The 15,697-nt window shown below is 41.8% G+C and carries 14 protein-coding genes; 7 read left to right on the plus strand and 7 right to left on the minus strand.

The annotated features are described in order from the left end of the window. Window positions 1-36 precede the first annotated feature (36 nt). Window positions 37-321, plus strand: a complete 285-nt coding sequence (locus P8X24_RS07815) for a hypothetical protein (RefSeq protein ID WP_372915108.1) — start codon at window positions 37-39, stop codon at window positions 319-321. On the opposite strand, the gene cysS is transcribed toward P8X24_RS07815, so the two are convergent. Further along, the gene (cysS, locus tag P8X24_RS07820; protein ID WP_372915348.1) at window positions 318-1,748 is read right to left on the minus strand and encodes a cysteine--tRNA ligase; all 1,431 of its coding nucleotides are present in this window, start codon (window positions 1,746-1,748) and stop codon (window positions 318-320) included. The genes P8X24_RS07815 and cysS overlap by 4 nt on opposite strands. A gap of 107 nt (window positions 1,749-1,855) precedes the next feature. Between cysS and P8X24_RS07825 the strand changes: the two genes are divergently transcribed. Beyond that, entirely contained in the window at window positions 1,856-2,083 is a 228-nt protein-coding gene (locus tag P8X24_RS07825) for an Lrp/AsnC family transcriptional regulator (protein WP_010884736.1), read from the plus strand. Here P8X24_RS07825 and P8X24_RS07830 read toward each other — a convergent pair whose 3' ends face one another. The 3 genes from P8X24_RS07830 to P8X24_RS07840 all read right to left on the minus strand — a co-directional run bounded on the left by P8X24_RS07830 (window position 2,084) and on the right by P8X24_RS07840 (window position 4,687). Next, on the minus strand, window positions 2,084-2,752 hold the full coding sequence (locus P8X24_RS07830) for a TIGR00153 family protein (RefSeq protein WP_372915110.1): 669 nt from the start codon (window positions 2,750-2,752) through the stop codon (window positions 2,084-2,086). 4 nt (window positions 2,753-2,756) lie between these two features. After that, a complete protein-coding gene (locus P8X24_RS07835) occupies window positions 2,757-3,977 on the minus strand; it encodes an inorganic phosphate transporter (protein WP_372915350.1) in 1,221 nt (406 codons plus the stop codon). A 74-nt stretch (window positions 3,978-4,051) separates the two neighbouring features. Further along, complete coding sequence (locus P8X24_RS07840; protein WP_372915112.1) at window positions 4,052-4,687, minus strand: metallophosphoesterase; 636 nt, start codon at window positions 4,685-4,687, stop codon at window positions 4,052-4,054. A gap of 383 nt (window positions 4,688-5,070) precedes the next feature. On the opposite strand from P8X24_RS07840, the gene P8X24_RS07845 reads away from it, so the two are divergent. Next, window positions 5,071-5,859 carry a nitrilase gene (locus P8X24_RS07845; protein ID WP_372915114.1) on the plus strand — a complete coding sequence of 263 codons (789 nt, stop codon included), beginning with the start codon at window positions 5,071-5,073 and terminating at the stop codon, window positions 5,857-5,859. Window positions 5,860-6,299: 440 nt separating this feature from the next. Beyond that, complete coding sequence (locus P8X24_RS07850; protein ID WP_372915116.1) at window positions 6,300-7,337, plus strand: aromatic amino acid transport family protein; 1,038 nt, start codon at window positions 6,300-6,302, stop codon at window positions 7,335-7,337. Here P8X24_RS07850 and trm14 read toward each other — a convergent pair. From trm14 to P8X24_RS07865, 3 genes are read right to left on the minus strand one after another with little or no spacing between them, the layout of a single operon-like run. Continuing rightward, window positions 7,330-8,385 carry a tRNA (guanine(6)-N2)-methyltransferase gene (gene trm14 / locus P8X24_RS07855; protein ID WP_372915118.1) on the minus strand — a complete coding sequence of 352 codons (1,056 nt, stop codon included), beginning with the start codon at window positions 8,383-8,385 and terminating at the stop codon, window positions 7,330-7,332. The genes P8X24_RS07850 and trm14 overlap by 8 nt on opposite strands. A 4-nt stretch (window positions 8,386-8,389) precedes the next feature. Continuing rightward, window positions 8,390-9,460: a GTPase gene (locus P8X24_RS07860; RefSeq protein ID WP_372915120.1), complete on the minus strand. Its 1,071-nt coding sequence runs from the start codon at window positions 9,458-9,460 to the stop codon at window positions 8,390-8,392. Beyond that, complete coding sequence (locus P8X24_RS07865) at window positions 9,387-9,749, minus strand: TIGR04076 family protein (protein ID WP_372915122.1); 363 nt, start codon at window positions 9,747-9,749, stop codon at window positions 9,387-9,389. The genes P8X24_RS07860 and P8X24_RS07865 overlap by 74 nt, the downstream gene beginning before the upstream one ends. Before the next feature lie 136 nt (window positions 9,750-9,885). Between P8X24_RS07865 and P8X24_RS07870 the strand changes: the two genes are divergently transcribed. From P8X24_RS07870 to P8X24_RS07880, 3 genes are read left to right on the plus strand one after another with little or no spacing between them, the layout of a single operon-like run. Beyond that, window positions 9,886-11,283 (plus strand): DUF515 domain-containing protein, encoded by a 1,398-nt coding sequence (locus P8X24_RS07870; protein ID WP_372915124.1) that lies wholly within the window; start codon window positions 9,886-9,888, stop codon window positions 11,281-11,283. Between the two features lie 7 nt (window positions 11,284-11,290). Then, window positions 11,291-12,256 carry a hypothetical protein gene (locus tag P8X24_RS07875; protein WP_372915126.1) on the plus strand — a complete coding sequence of 322 codons (966 nt, stop codon included), beginning with the start codon at window positions 11,291-11,293 and terminating at the stop codon, window positions 12,254-12,256. 6 nt (window positions 12,257-12,262) lie between these two features. Next, window positions 12,263-15,691 carry an ATPase, T2SS/T4P/T4SS family gene (locus tag P8X24_RS07880; RefSeq protein ID WP_372915128.1) on the plus strand — a complete coding sequence of 1,143 codons (3,429 nt, stop codon included), beginning with the start codon at window positions 12,263-12,265 and terminating at the stop codon, window positions 15,689-15,691. Window positions 15,692-15,697 lie beyond the last annotated feature (6 nt).

Raw genomic sequence — 15,697 nt, forward strand, 5'->3', positions numbered from 1 at the left:
AAAAACCCTTTTTACAAACGTAAAAACCGTGGTATTATGGATGATGTCAAGCAATACCTTGAGCTGTTAAGAGCTAGGATGGAATTCACTGAGAAATTTTACGGATTTAGAATGAACTACCTTCCCCTATACTTTGAGGGAGATGAAGTCGTCGTTCTGGATAAAAACGATGGGAAAATAAAGTGGCTTAGAAATAAGAGGCCACTCGACAATGAGGAGTTAAAGAGGATAATACCGAAAATTAAAGAGAACATAGAGAACGGTTTAATTGACATCTTGATGACTCTGAACTTTCAGTACATCCATGGGCCTGAAGATTAAACCTTTATTCTCTTCCAGATAGTTTCTCCGCCCTTGTCTTCAAGCTGTATTCCAAGCTTCCTGAGCTCTTCCCTTATTTTGTCCGCGAGATCATATCTCTTCTCCTTCCTGAGCTGGGCCCTAACCTCCACTAGTAGCCTGATAAGCTCTTCCTCCTCCCCTTTCTTCTCTTCCTTAAAGTAGTCCTCGAATATCCCGAAAACTTCGCTGACGATCCTAAAGAATTCCCAAGCTTTTCTTAATATTGATTCCTTGGGCCTTTCAACTTCGGTTAGATACTTGTTAACCGCGTTAGCTACTTCAAATACGGCCTTCAGTGCTTCCGCTGTATTAAAGTCATCATCCATGGCCTCGTAGAACTTTCTCCTTCCTTCCATAATTGCCTCGTAAGCCTCAAATTCTTCTTCTCCCCAGGTGTAGCTTATCTCAGCTCTCTCCATTGCCACCCTGATGTTTTCGAGGGCATTATAAAGTCTCTCCAAGTTGTTCTTCGCATGTTTTAATCCTTCCTCGGTGTAGTCGAGGGGAGAGCGGTAGTGCTTTTGGAGAACGAAGAACCTTATAACCTCTGGGCTATACCTCTGCAATAACTCCCTCACCGTGACGAAATTGCCCAAACTTTTACTCATTTTCTCTCCTTTAACCATTACGAAGCCCGTGTGGAGCCAGTAGTGAACCCATTCATGGCCAAAGCAGGCCTCGCTCTGAGCTATCTCGTTCTCATGGTGTGGGAAAATTAAGTCGTTTCCTCCCCCATGAATGTCAAACCTTTCACCTAGGTACTTGCTGCTCATTACTGAACATTCGATATGCCATCCCGGCCTTCCTTCGCCCCAGGGGCTTTCCCATTTGGGTTCTCCCGGCTTGGCCTTCTTCCATAGTGCAAAGTCTTCGGGGTTCTTTTTACCTTCACCGGGCTCGACTCTGGCTCCTTTCCTCAGCTCCTCTACTTTAACTCCGCTCAGCTTCCCGTACTCCTTGAACTTCTGGACTTCAAAATAGATGCCGTCGCTTCCCTCGTAAGCGTAGCCTTTCTCCTTGAGCTTTTCGATAAACTTTATTATATCCTCAATATGCTCCGTGACCCTGGGATAAATATCAGCCGGCTTAACCTTTAGGGCCTGCATATCCTCTAAAAATATCCTTATGAACTTTTCGGCAAGTTCCTTTGGGTTCTCTCCTGTTTCATTGGCCCTCCTGATTATCTTGTCATCTATATCCGTGAAGTTCATGACCATCAGAACAGTGAATCCCTTGTGCTCTAGGTACCTTCTTATTACGTCAAATGCTATGTACGTCCTTGCGTGACCCAAATGGGGGTAATCATAAACAGTCGGACCGCAAACGTACATCCGTATCTCCCCTTCTCTGAGAGGCTTAAACTCCTCCTTCTGTCTGGTTAGGGTATTGTAAACCTTCAAAACCATTACACCCACCGTCTAAAACCTTGAGTTATTATCTTATTAGAGTGTCGGTAGGGGCAAGAACAACCTTTAAATACCTGACAGAAAATAATTCAATTTGGTGATGGAAAATGGTGACGGCTTTTATCCTGATGGTGACCGCGGCCGGTAAGGAAAGGGAAGTTATGGAAAAGCTTCTAGCAATGCCGGAGGTTAAGGAGGCTTACGTAGTGTACGGTGAATATGATCTAATTGTCAAGGTTGAAACCGACACCCTCAAAGATCTTGATCAGTTCATAACTGAAAAGATAAGAAAGATGCCAGAGATACAGATGACTTCTACCATGATTGCCATCTGATCACTTGTTCATCATTATTCTTATTCTTTCTGCGGCGTCTTTTGCTTTATCTGAGATGTTGCTGAGAGTTCTTGCTATATTGAGGATGTAAAGACCATCTATCCAGTTTAAGTTGTTATTCAACACGAGTTCCATGAGCCTAGTATCGAGACCATCAATTTTGTTTTCAACTTCTTCTATCTGTTTTATTATCTCATATTCCTTTTCTATTTCCACATCGGAAAATCCGCTTTCAACAACCGTGTCCATCTGCCTAATTGCTTCGTAAACTAGCTTTGCAGCTTTAATGCTTTCCCTACCCATCTTCAAGATAAGTTCCTTTATTTCCTGAGGCACATTTATCTCTTTCTTCACTAGTAACCACTTGGCAGTATCCTCCGCAGCATCGGCAACCTTATCCTGCATGTGAAGATATTCAAGAATATCGGTTCTCTGAACGGGCATTAGCAATTTTGACGTGATACTATTCCTGAGCTCCATTTTTATCCTGTCAGCGACGTCTTCAAGCCTATCTACTTCAATCGCATACTTTCTCATCTCTTCATAGTTTCCCTGGGCCCACAGATCAAGAGCTTTTTCTAGTGTCTCCACGGCCTCCACTACAACTTCTGCGTGCTTTATCAGGGGCTTAAATGGGCTCTTTGCAAATAATCTAGTCCATACTTGCATTATATCACCCCACGATCACCATCAGGGCTTTGAAAATTATCGCTGAAATTACCCCCGCAGTGGGAACGGTAACGAACCACGAGATCACTATATCTTTCACTATATCCTTGTTTATTGCCTTTATTCCCCTAGCAAGTCCAACCCCAATGACAGCCCCAACTACGGTATGGGTCGTTGAGATCGGCATTCCAAGCCAGCTTGCTATTAGGACAACGGTAGCTGCAGAGAAATCTATCGTGAATCCTCTTGTATTTGTGAGCTCTGTAATTTTCTTTCCAACGGTCTCCATCACTCTGTAACCGTAAGTTGCTACGCCAATTGCTATTCCGAGACCACCTAGGGCTAGTATCCACTTGGGAACCGGAACTTTCGCTCCTGCCATTCCCATTGTCGCTATAGTGTACACAGCAGCAACAGGTCCTATGGCATTAGCGACATCATTTGCCCCATGGGCTAGTGCAACATAAGCTGATGTTATTACCTGAACTTTCCTAAATATGATCTCAGCTCCGAGATACGGATCGACGTTTGGAAATCTAGCTCTTAAGATTAGGGACACCATGATGAATGTTACAATTCCCGCAGGAATTCCAAACTTAACAAATCCAATAAAAAGTGATTCTCCATGCAGAACCTTAAGATAGAACATCGTTCCTATGACAACAAAGGCCAACCCTATCCAGAACGGAGACCATCTCTTTGCACTTTTTATTGGATCCTTACTCTGAAGAACCGTTTTGCTGAGCGCTTTGAATACAATAAAAGCAAAGATTGCCCCTACTATTGGGGAAAGGACCCAACTCATGACAACCTTGGCCACTTTGCCCCAGTTGACTATTGACGTTCCCCCGTATACGATTCCGTAACCCACTATTCCCCCGATAATTGAATGCGTTGTTGATACGGGAAGGCCGTACTTTGTTGCAATTATAAGCCATATTGTTGCTCCTAAGAGCGCTGCTATTGACCCATAAATCAGAACGTTTGGGTCATTGATCTTTGAAGGATCAATTATTCCTTTCCTTATAGTTTCCGTAACGCTCTTGCCGAAAAAATAGGCTCCAGTGAATTCTAACACTCCCGCAATTAAAACTGCCTGCTTTGGTGTTATTGCACCTGCTCCAACAGCGGTACTCATTGAATTTGCGGCATCATTTGCCCCGATCGCCCACGCCATAGCCAGTCCTAGAATTATCGTGAAAAACACCCAAGGATCCGCGACCATCGGATCCACCAGTTGGTGGGTATTGAGGCTGATATAAATTCCTTGTCGAAATAAAATATAGACTAACAAATACTCTATATAGAATATCCGTTTATGTGGATAGATGGAGGAATCAACAAGTCTACAACCTTTACATCCCTAAGGAACGGAATCAGTCTTATTCCTTCCCTTATATCCATTCCCTCGAAGAATGGGTTTATCGTAGGTAGGATTATAAAATTCCCAGCTTTAACAAAGCACTTTACTCTTCTCTTAACTCCTCTCAGAGAAATAATTGCAGTTGGATGGATATGTCCCAGGAAGGCCCTCTTGAACTTCACATCCGGTAGGGATCTATGACCATGCATAAAAAGTGTCTCATTTAGCAAGTAGTACTCAACGACAGATACATTATCGAACTTTTCCGTTACCTCCTCAATCCTACCGTCGTGGTTTCCTTTCGTTATTATGATCCTGTAATCTTTCAGCATGCTGAAAAACTCTAGCAGTACTCTCCGCGTGTACTCTCTAAGGCTCAGATCTTCTTTGACATCCCCAAGGATAATAACGAGATCAGGATCCTCAGAAATTATGAATTTCGCAAGTTTCCTCTCAAACCTACTCCTGACGTTTATCCCCCTAAATGGCTCAAATCCGAGGTGAGGATCCGCAAAAATAAGGGTTTTGCCTTGAGGGCTTTCAAATTCAAAAGAATATAAGAAAAGCTCCATGTTAGATTAGCCCTCTCTCTTTCTTTCTCTGCCTCTTTAATCTTCTAATTCTCTTCTTGATCCACTTCCACCTCATCCTACCCTTCTTTTTCCATTTCCTTGGTCTCCTCTTCATGAACGTCACCCCCTTATTCTCTCATTTCTAGCCCAGGAGGCTTAATTTTTAAGTTTTATTAATGCAAATGTAAAGCGAAATTATTTAACGTTTTTTGACGAAATAATGGCTTAAATGCCTGAGATAATAGAATGCGATATATAATGCCATTATTTTACGGAATGGTTTAATTTAACGATGTCATCTTGTCGAAAGATCCACAATATCCGAAAGCACAAATCCACAAACCTTAATTAGAACATTTGTTGTAAGCTCTTTCGGTGAGAACATGGTTAAGGTTGGGTTTGTCCAAATGAATCCTGAGCTTTTATCCCTCGATAAGAACTACTCCAAGGCCGAGAAACTAATAAGAGAGGCAAAGAAATTAGGAGCCCAATTAGTCGTATTGCCTGAATTGTTTGACACTGGATACAACTTTGAGACTAGAGAGGAGGTTTTTGAAGTTGCCCAGCCAATTCCTGAGGGAGAAACTACAAGTTTTCTCATGGATGTTGCCTGGGATCTGGAGATATATATTATAGCTGGTACTGCAGAGAAAGATGGAAGGAATCTATACAATTCTGCAGTCGTGGTTGGTCCAAGAGGATATCTTGGAAAATATAGGAAAGTTCACTTGTTTTATCGGGAAAAGTACTTTTTCGAGCCCGGGAATCTCGGATTTCGAGTGTTTGATCTCGGCTTCTTAAAGGTAGGAGTCATGATATGTTTCGACTGGTTCTTTCCCGAATCTGCTCGAACACTTGCGCTGAAAGGGGCAGATGTCATAGCACATCCCGCTAACCTGGTAATGCCCTATGCCCCAAGGGCCATGCCCATTAGGGCACTAGAAAATAGAGTGTACACAATAACTGCCGACAGGGTTGGCGAAGAGAGGGGTCTTAAGTTCATTGGCAAGAGCCTAATAGCCTCTCCCAGAGCGGAAATCCTTGCCATGGCTTCTGAAACTGAGGAAGAGGTTGGGGTTGTCGATATAGACCTAAGCATTGCGAGGAACAAAAGGCTCAACGAGCTTAACGATATATTCAAGGACAGGAGACCAGACTATTATTTCATCTAACCTCCTCCCCGCTCTAAAGGGTGAGACTTTCAAAAGAAAATGTAATCGCCTTACAAAAAATTACGTCAAGCACGCAAAAGAGATGGAGTGAGGAGGGAGTTCTAAAAAGCCAATAGGTGGAGTACATGACCTCAGTTATGACTTTGGCTGGTGATATAATTGCAACTGGCACTCTCTGGTGTTGGGCCACTAACTGCAAGGGTATAGGAATAAAATAGAAACTTGGATAGAAGGAATAAGGAGGATGTGGTAGCTGAGGGCTCCATACTTTGTTAAAAATTTTCGGTAAAATTATTTTTCACGTGAACTCACTTCTACACTTTTTTGTATAATTGTGCTCAAGTATGCATTTGATCGTTTTCTTGCAATCAGTGAAGTTTATATTTTACATATAGCAATCTATATTATCTCCGAAAAACTATCAATATTTGGTGGTGACCATGAAGAAGAGCGAAGCTCTTGCTATATTAGTAGGAACGCAAATTGGGGCGGGAGTTTTAGGTTTACCCTATGCAGCGAGCGAAGTTGGGTTAGTTCCTGCTTTAGCAGTTTTAATTGGAGTAATGCTTCTCATGCTGTTCACGGCTTATATAGTCCTTGACCTCTCCGCGAAGATGAATGGGGCCCAAATGAGCACAATAGCTCAGAGAGTGCTAGGTAAGCCCGGTGGGTGGATAATGCTTATCAGCATTACTATAATGAGCTTTGGAGCTCTACTCGCCTACATCTCAGGGATGGGTGGAGTTCTAAATGGACTCTTTGGGATTAATGAGAAGCTCGGTGCAGTGCTGTTCTGGCTCTTTGCGAGCTTGATAGTGTACGTTGGGATAGAAATGAGCGGGAAGAGTGAACTCGCAATGAGCTTGGCTATGTTGGTGCTCTTTCTTCTTGTGGCAATCCTACTGCTACCGAAGGGTGATATTCATAAGGCGATGTACTTCAACCGTGAGGGCCTTTGGAAAATCATAGGAGTTTCGATATTTGCCCTAGGGTGCCACAGTATAATTCCCGATGTCTACAAATCCTTGGGCAACTATAGAGAAATGAAGAAGATTGTCTTGTTAGCATTCCTAATACCAACAGCTGTGTATGCACTGTTTATGACATCCTTCCTAATAGTGTTTGGAAAGGAAACTCCTCAAATAGCCACTCAGGCACTAGCCTCACTGTACGGTAGCTTTGGGAATATAGTGGGCAATCTCATCCCCCTCTTTGCTATCACAACAAGCTACATAGGTATAGCCCTTGCCCAGTTAAGCAACCTCCAAGAATTCCTTAAGCTTCCTAGGAATGTTGCCTTCACCCTTACCGTTGTTCCTCCTCTGGTAGTGTACCTCTTGGGAATGGGGGACTTCGTCAGTGTGCTTGGAATTGCAGGAGATACTGGAGATTTAATGGCATTCATAATCCTTCCAATAGTGATTTATATAACAACCAGACTACTGCCAATAGGGAGTGAGGAAGCTGAAGCTACTTGACTACGTAGCAGTGAACATTTAACCCTCCGTGTCCTATGATCCTATGGTGAACAACTCTGAAACCGTTCTCCTCTATAGCCCTTTCAATTTCCCTCTTTTCAGTTGTTATGAAGACCCCTCTCCCATCAAGAACCTTTGCCAGCTCAGAGAAGAACTTCATATAGAGCTCTGGGATCATGCTTTTCCTACCTATCTTCAGGCCATACGGGAGATTGCTTACGACGGTATTAATACTATCAACGTACGAGCTGAGCTTGGTTGCATCACCCAAGATAAATTCAATTTTGTTGTAAACGCCTGCTGAAAGGGCGTTCATTTTTGCTCCAATTAGATGCTTTTTAAATTTCTCAAGGCATATTATCCTATCTTCATATCCCCTCAGTGCTAGCTCTATAGGTATCGTTCCAGAGCCACAGAATGGATCTATAAATGTGCCTTCAGGTTCTGCTAACTCAATTAATGCGTTTGCAATGCTTGCCTTTAGGTGAGCTGGGTGATCATAGACACGCCATGGTCTTCTGTGGAGAGAATGATCCCCCGTAACATCTATCCCCAAGATAAAAGTTCTTCCAATAAGTTCAGCCCTGAATATTACGGAAGGATAATCTAAGTTCACAATTGCATCAGTTTTATTTTGAATGATTTTTCCAACGACTTTTGCTATATCAATGCTTGTAAATTCATGTTCCCCAAGACGTTCCGCTCTAACTGCAAAGCTTTCTTTCCTTTTCAAGTACTCTTCAACCTCTACCTGGCTTGTGGCCTCTTCTATATCTTCCAAGGATTTAGCATGCCCCATGTACAGTAAAACCATAACTCTATGTATTGTTCGAGAATTTTCAATCAGAATTTCTGGTATGCTTAGTTGTCTTTTCCGTCCCTTCTCGTCTACGTACCATTTTTCTTCTGCTCTTATGAATATTCTCCCTGTTATTCCCAAAGGTCTTTCTTTTACTTTATGGGTAACATTGAATTTCGAGAGTATCTTTTCCACTTCTCTTTTAGTTATGTCTTCGATGCCTTGAGCTGTAGTTGCTATTATCTCCATGATTTTAAGCCTCCAGTACAGCTACTACTCCTTTCCATTTCTTTCCAAAACACTCACTTGTGAGAACATTTTTCTCCGTAATCTTCTCTACAAACTTTACGGCATTTGGACACTTTTTAAAGCCTGTCGCTATTGCGACTATGAAATCTCCTACTTTAATCATTCCAAATCTTTTTTCCTTTCCCAGGTATTCCCAGAGTTCTTCTTTAAATTTCCATAAAATAATTCTTGGTTCGGTTAATCCCTCTTTCTGTATCTTCTCAAGTATCTCATCAAAGCTCTGTATGTACTCTTCTTTCTTTTCAGGCTCTAAGCTAAAGAGTGTGAATCTCCCTGTTTGCCATTCTCTAAGGAACCATCTAGCTGTTTCTTCTATGTCAACTTCACCTCCTTCTCTGAACAATCCTCTCCTTTCTCCAATTTTCCTTAAAATGTCTTCTTCATTTTTAAACTCCCTTATTCCGAATTTTTCAGTCAATGCTTCCTTTCTTGTCTCTAGAATCCTCCTTATGAGCTTTAATGCCGGTGAAACAGGATCTCTAATTTTATCTGCTGGAAATCCTCCCTTTATCACGAGTTCATCGAAGTCATCTATTGGAACAACTCCTGGTGTGTCCAATAGCCATAGTCTTTTTGTTAGTCTAATTAGTTGTTTGCCTTTTGTATATCCTGGGATAGGGGCCGTTCCAACTGCATGTTTGCCCTTAAGCACGTTGATGATTGTGCTCTTACCAACATTTGGATAACCTATCAGAGCAACTTTTACTTTCTCTTTGTTTATCCCTTTTGCTATTTTCTTCAACTCTTTCCTAAGAATTCCAGTCCCTTTCCTGTTTCTTGCCGATATAAAAATTACTGGGATTTTACTTTTTTTCTTGTATTCTTCCGCCCATTCTTTAGGAACTAAGTCAGCTTTGTTCATTACAATTAGCAATTTCTTACCACTTTCAATAATCATCTTTTCTAATTTCCTGTTTCTTGTTCCTATTGGATCCCTAGCATCAACAACTTCCAGTATGATATCGGCTTCTTTTATTACTTCCTTGACTACCCTCCAAGCTTTTTTCTGCTTCATCTCTGATCACCGTTATCTCAAATATCACAGTTCCACCATCAGTATATGGAGGGCCAGGGTCTAAGCACTGAACGTACGCTTTTTCGCCCTTTCCCAATCCAAGTTCATGCGGTTTAATTCCTTTCCTTAATGCAACTATGTAAGGAAGCAACGAAGCAAATGCATGGGTGCATATAGCGTCCGTCTCCTCTAGTACCACTTTAGGTCCCTCTATAACTATCTTATCTCCCAATTTAAAGACTGGACACTTTCCTCTAATCTTAACGACTTTTGCTACTAGCCTCTCCATAGCTTACACCTTAAAACATGTTTAAAAACTTTGGAATAAAAATTATAGGGCCGAAATATAAATAAGCATTTGTGCTGTCATGAATATGTAGTGATATCATTAATACCTATTACGATAACCTCAGGTGGTGTCAACGGTGGCCGAGGATATTGAGGCGAAGATAAGAAGGCTCAGAGAATTAGGTAGAGCCGTAAGTGAGAGTGAGGAACAACCTGCCCCTGCTCCGCCAAAACCTCCCAGGAGAAGGGTCTCCAGAATTGGCATGTTGAGAGAGAAAGAAAGGAAAAAAAGGATCATTATTGGTGCCCTTGTCTTATCGATCATTATTGTCGGGGCCATCGTTAGTATCTATATGTATTTAGAAAATAAGGCTGCAAAAGAGCTTGAAAATGCAAAGAAAAATAAAATTGCGGAGGTTAATGCATGCTTTAAGGGAGAATTAGCTAATGACACAGCTAAAATCCAACTAATAAACGCTATAATGGCAGCAAAAAGCATAGAAGAATTAAGTAAAATAGATGTAAAAAAGATTTGTGAGGAGAGATGGAAAGCCTTACAGGAAGCTAAAAAGAGAGCCGAAGAAGAGAGATTAGCTAAAGAACTGGCAGAATTGAAAAACCAGACGAAAACTAACATAAGGATAGCGTTTGATCCACTACTTCATGTCCAAGTTCCTGATAAACTTAGGGAAGATATCATTGATACAATGAACGCGCTACTCTCACAGGTAGATAGGGCAAAGACGAAGGAGGATGTTATGGAAATAGATCCAACCCCTTATCTCTTGGACTTATGGAAAAAAGTCTACCTTTATAGAATCGATTCAATTCCTGGGACTAAGGTTATCCTAGCGAAGGGAAATATCACAAATATCTATACAAAATCAGAGGCTAAGGAGGTAATAAGTAAAACTGAAACGCTTACAGACTTGCTTCAATATCAGATTAAAGAGGTTCAGCTAGTTCAACTTGCTCTTGTTTTAAGCAGAAAGGACGTTAATGGTGGGTTCTTGGAACCTGGGGATAAGATTCAAATATATGATAAAAGAACTGGTAAGAGGCTAGTACCCGAGGGTTATGTGGTGTTAGTTCTTTTTGACGCCGGCCAAATCCAAGTGTCTGAATCTCAATCCAAGACAAACTCTTGGTCTTCAACATCATCAACGCTTACCCAAGAATCTTCGAGTACTAATTACACCCCAGGAGAAACCCCGTACCAAGTATCCCAAACCACACAGAGCCAAACTTCAGTTCAACAGGGGAGTAGTGAAACTCTCTCAGCGAGTTATCAATATTCAGTAAATTTAGCGGAAATCCTTAAGGCAATAGCTGCTGGAAAGATAACTAATCCTGCAGAAGTGCAGAAGAAGCTAGAGAAATATGGATGGAAAGTGCTTAACCTTGAAGAGGCATCTAACCTACTGGCATTGGATGAAAACACTAGAGTGCTTGTAATAGTCGAAGTTCCCGCCGAATTCGTTTCTGAAATATTGAAGTCAGAAAATTACATTGTAATCACCAAGATATCGGGGTGAGAGGTACATGAGAAGCAATAAGGGACTTGTTTTCCTTGTTATAGTACTTGTCTTTGCTTTTGTTCCAGCTCTTACTTTAGCACAATTTGAAGTAACAGAAAATAACAATATTTACCTTACAGGAACAGTAGAACTGGAGCTTAATGTAACTCTTGTTAATTTAGATGATGCTCCAAAGTACATAATGGTTAATCCGAGATACCAATTTGAGGTTATTAGGGAAAATAGAACTGAGTTCTTACATCACAATAGCACTGGTGCTTCAATCATAGGCAACCCTGCAAAAACCCTATTAAATTATAGGCCAGGTTTCTGGATATACCCTCATGAAGTTCTTAAGATTAGGTTCTTTATTAATGAGGTTGACAAAATTCCAGTTCCCTTATACGATTATTATCAACCTCAATGTACTGGGTATGCATATGTGGAAGATCACGACCTTAGAATTAACGTACCTGTAGGGTTTTATGCAACCCCTTTCTGTGATGTTTTGTACCCTCAGCTCCTAAATAACCCCATCTACCTATATCCAGAGGCCTTATTTAATGTAAAGGACTTCAATGTGATCATGTATAGTTATGAAGGGACTGTTAAATTTAAAATAACCCATAATACTACCCTTGATCTGCCAACAAGAGATGTTTTTGCAGTTGCCCCTCCTATATTATTCCCTAACGCTGAAATATATGGATACTCTCCATCCCCAACAATGGACTATAGTGAATATTTAGAATACGTTAAGAGTTTTTGGAAACTAAAGGCTCCAAAAACACTTTCTCCTCCTAGTAATTCAAAAGGTGAAACAGTGTTGTACGATATAACTAATGATCTCCTAACTTCAAAGTTTGAAATTTCAAGGGTAAAAGACGTTAAGCCGGTAAAAATTGAATATCCAATATGGATAGTATGGTTGGGAGATAATTCCACCCTTGAAATTACGTACAAGTTTAAGTGGGGGATAAATAAGGGGTGAGCGTTATTGGTAGAAGAAAAAAAGAAGAAATCTTGGATTGATGAGATATTAAGTAGTGATAATCTCACATTGGAAGCTATATTGAAGAAGGGAAGGGTTGCTGAAGAGGGTACCGATAAAAAAGAGACAGCAAAGTCATTTTCGTTAGGCGATATCCTAGCTGGAAAGCAAGCCCCACCACCCGAAACTAAGAAGCCAGAAGAAAAGCCACCTCTTCCCCTGGCGTTCCTAAAAGATCAGGGAGCTCCTAAACTAGAAGATATCCTCAAAAGACCTGAAGCACCAATTAGAAAAACTGAGGAAAAACCAACAATAAGCCTGCAAGATATCCTTTCGGCAGGTGGCAAACCCACCGAATATATTGGAGAGGTTAAAGTTCTTGATGTTTACGGTAATATAAGGGTTCTAAGGGTTAAGGGGGAGGCAGTTCCAATATATGAAATTAACCTTCCCAAGCTAAGCAAAGAAGAGGAGAAGCTACTCAAGATGGTTAGAGATAGAGCAATTGTTGAAATTCAGATTGATCCTGAAACAATACCTAATTTTGAAGAAAGAAGGAGAGTATTTATGAGAGAAGTCAGAAGAATGGTAAAAGAAATGGCTCCAACTCTTTCCGAAGGAAGAGTTGAACTCCTAGCAGAATTAGTTGTTCAAAACATGATAGGATATGGGAAACTTGATCCCCTTGTAAGAGATGACAATCTTGAAGAAATCATGGTCATTGGAACTAACAGGCCAGTGTACGTTTGGCATAGACGTTTTGGCATGTGTAAGACAAACATTGTATTTGAGAACGAGAGGGAGATATTAAATATAATTGAAAGGATCGCCAGGGAGGTTGGGAGGAGAATCGATCAACAGAACCCACTCCTTGACGCCAGGCTTCCTGATGGTAGCAGAGTTAACGCAACACTACCTCCAATAAGCCTGGATGGGCCAACGCTGACGATAAGAAAGTTCAAGAAAGATCCTCTGACTATTATAGACTTGATAAAATATGGAACTTTAAACTCGGAAGTCGCTGCGTTTCTCTGGTTACTTGTCGATGGTCTCGGTGTTAAGCCGGCAAATATTCTAGTTGCAGGTGGAACTGGTTCAGGTAAGACCACAACCCTTAACTCGCTAGCAATGTTTATCCCACCAAGCGAGAGGGTCATAAGCATAGAAGATACTGCCGAGCTACAGCTCCCAATAGAGCATTGGGTAAGGCTTGAAACGAGGCCACCAAATGTTGAAGGCAAAGGAGAAATCACAATGGACGACCTCGTCAAGAACACGCTAAGAATGCGTCCTGACAGAATTATAGTCGGCGAAGTTCGTGGTCCAGAGGCCAGGACGATGTTCACGGCAATGAATACAGGGCATGATGGAGCTCTCTATGACTTTTCAGTTATCCAGCTCTCAGACGGTCGCTTCATTCTGATCGGTGATCTGCTCGAAGAACTATTCAAGAAGTACTCTGATAGGATTGAAACTTACAAAGATTTAGAGTATGTAGTTCTCGACGAAGAAGACAGGTTCGAGGTTGTAAGCATTGGCCCAGACCTCAAGGCCAGAAAGCATATTGTTTCGAGGATTTGGAGGAGAAAAGTTAGGGAAGGAGAAAAGTTAATCCGCGTGATAACCAGGACAGGCAACGAGGTCATCCTTACCAAGACCCACCCATTCTTCGTCTTCTCGGAGGGTGACGTGGTTAGAAAGGAAGCAGAAAAGCTCAAGCCCGGAGATAGAGTTGCGGTAATGAGGAAGCCACCAAAACCGCCGCAGAGAAAGGCAATTATTAATCCAGAGATTTACGCGGGAATAAGTGACTACTATCTCGTCCCCAATGGAAATGGCCTCGCGAAGGTTCCAAATGATGGCGTTCCTCCGGAGATGGCCCAGTATCTCCTTTCAATAAACTCAAAGCCTGTAAAGATCGTCCGCGAGGTAAATGCGAATCTTTCCTACATAGTTGGGGTCCTCCTCGGAAATGGCTACATCTCTTCAAACGGTTACTATATCTCAGCTACATTCGATGACGAATCTTACATGGAAGCGTTCACCTCTGCAGTTCAGGAGTTCCTTCCAGAGAGCGAGCCCCAGGTTAAGCGTGAATCCGGATATACCGTTGTAACATACGGCTCAAAGCCTTTCGCCGAATTCCTACATAGGGCCTTTGGAATACCAAAAGGAAGGGAGGATGCTGTTGACGTTCCCGATTTAGTGCTCTCGAACGATGACCTGCTGAGGCACTTCATAGCAGGCCTTTTTGACGCCGACGCCTACATAGATGAAAAGGGCCCAGCGGTTGTCCTGACGACCAAGAGTGAGAACCTCGCGAGAAAGGTCTGGTATGCTCTCCAGAGGCTCGGAATAATAAGCACGGTTTCTCGTGTAAAGAACAGAGGTTACAAGGAGGACGTGATCTTCCGGGTTATCGTAAGGGGAGTTGAGAACTTAGTTAGATTCTATACTTACATCCCACTCAGACATCCAAGGAAGAAAGCGAAGCTTGAGAAGATAATAAAGAAGCATAAGGCCCACCGCGGAAAGGGAGCTGATCATGTGCCGATTTCACCTGTAATGCTCGAACCTCTCAGGAAGAAGCTAGGTCTCACTGTTTCAGAGCTCTCGAAGCTTGCCTCATATTATGCTGGCGAGAAGGTCTCGGAGAGTTTAATTAGGCATATAGAAAAGGGCAGAATAAAGAAAGTTAGGAGATCGGCCCTTAAAGGAATTTCACTGGCTCTTCAGCAGATTGCTAGAGACATTGGTGATGAAGATTCCTGGGTTCAGGCAAAAAGGCTCGAGCTCATAGCAGATGGTGATGTTTACTGGGATGAAGTCGTAAGTATTGAGGAAGTTGATCCTAGGGAGTTGGGCATAGAATACGTTTACGATCTAACCGTGGAGGATGACCACAACTACATTGCCAATGGAATAGTTGTATCAAACTGCATGGGAACGATACACTCCAACTCCGCCAGGGAAACTATAATCAGGCTCGAGAGCCCTCCAATGAATGTCCCCAGGATAATGATACCTGCACTTGATATAATAATAATGCAGGTAAGGTATCATACAAGAAAGAAAGGTACCATAAGGAGAATTACGGAAATAGCTGAAGTCTCTGGAATTGAAGGAGAAAGTGTTCAGTTGAACTTCCTTTACAAATATGATCCGGCAAAAGACGAGTTAGTAAGAACAGAAGTTCCCAGCAGGTTCCTCCAAACTTTATCATATCATACTGGAATGCACCCTGATGAATTAATGTACGAAATAGAAAAAAGGAAACTCGTCCTTGATTGGATGATTGAAAAGGGGATAAGGAGAATAGACGAAGTGGGAGCCCAGATTAGAGAGTTCTACATAGATGAAGAGGAGTTCTTTAAGAAAATAGAAAGAGAAGCAACAACAATAAAGACGAGTAAAAAAGCTAGGGAATTTATCTGAGGTGAT

The organism is Pyrococcus kukulkanii (assembly GCF_041647995.1).
Taxonomy (GTDB): Archaea; Methanobacteriota_B; Thermococci; order Thermococcales; family Thermococcaceae; genus Pyrococcus.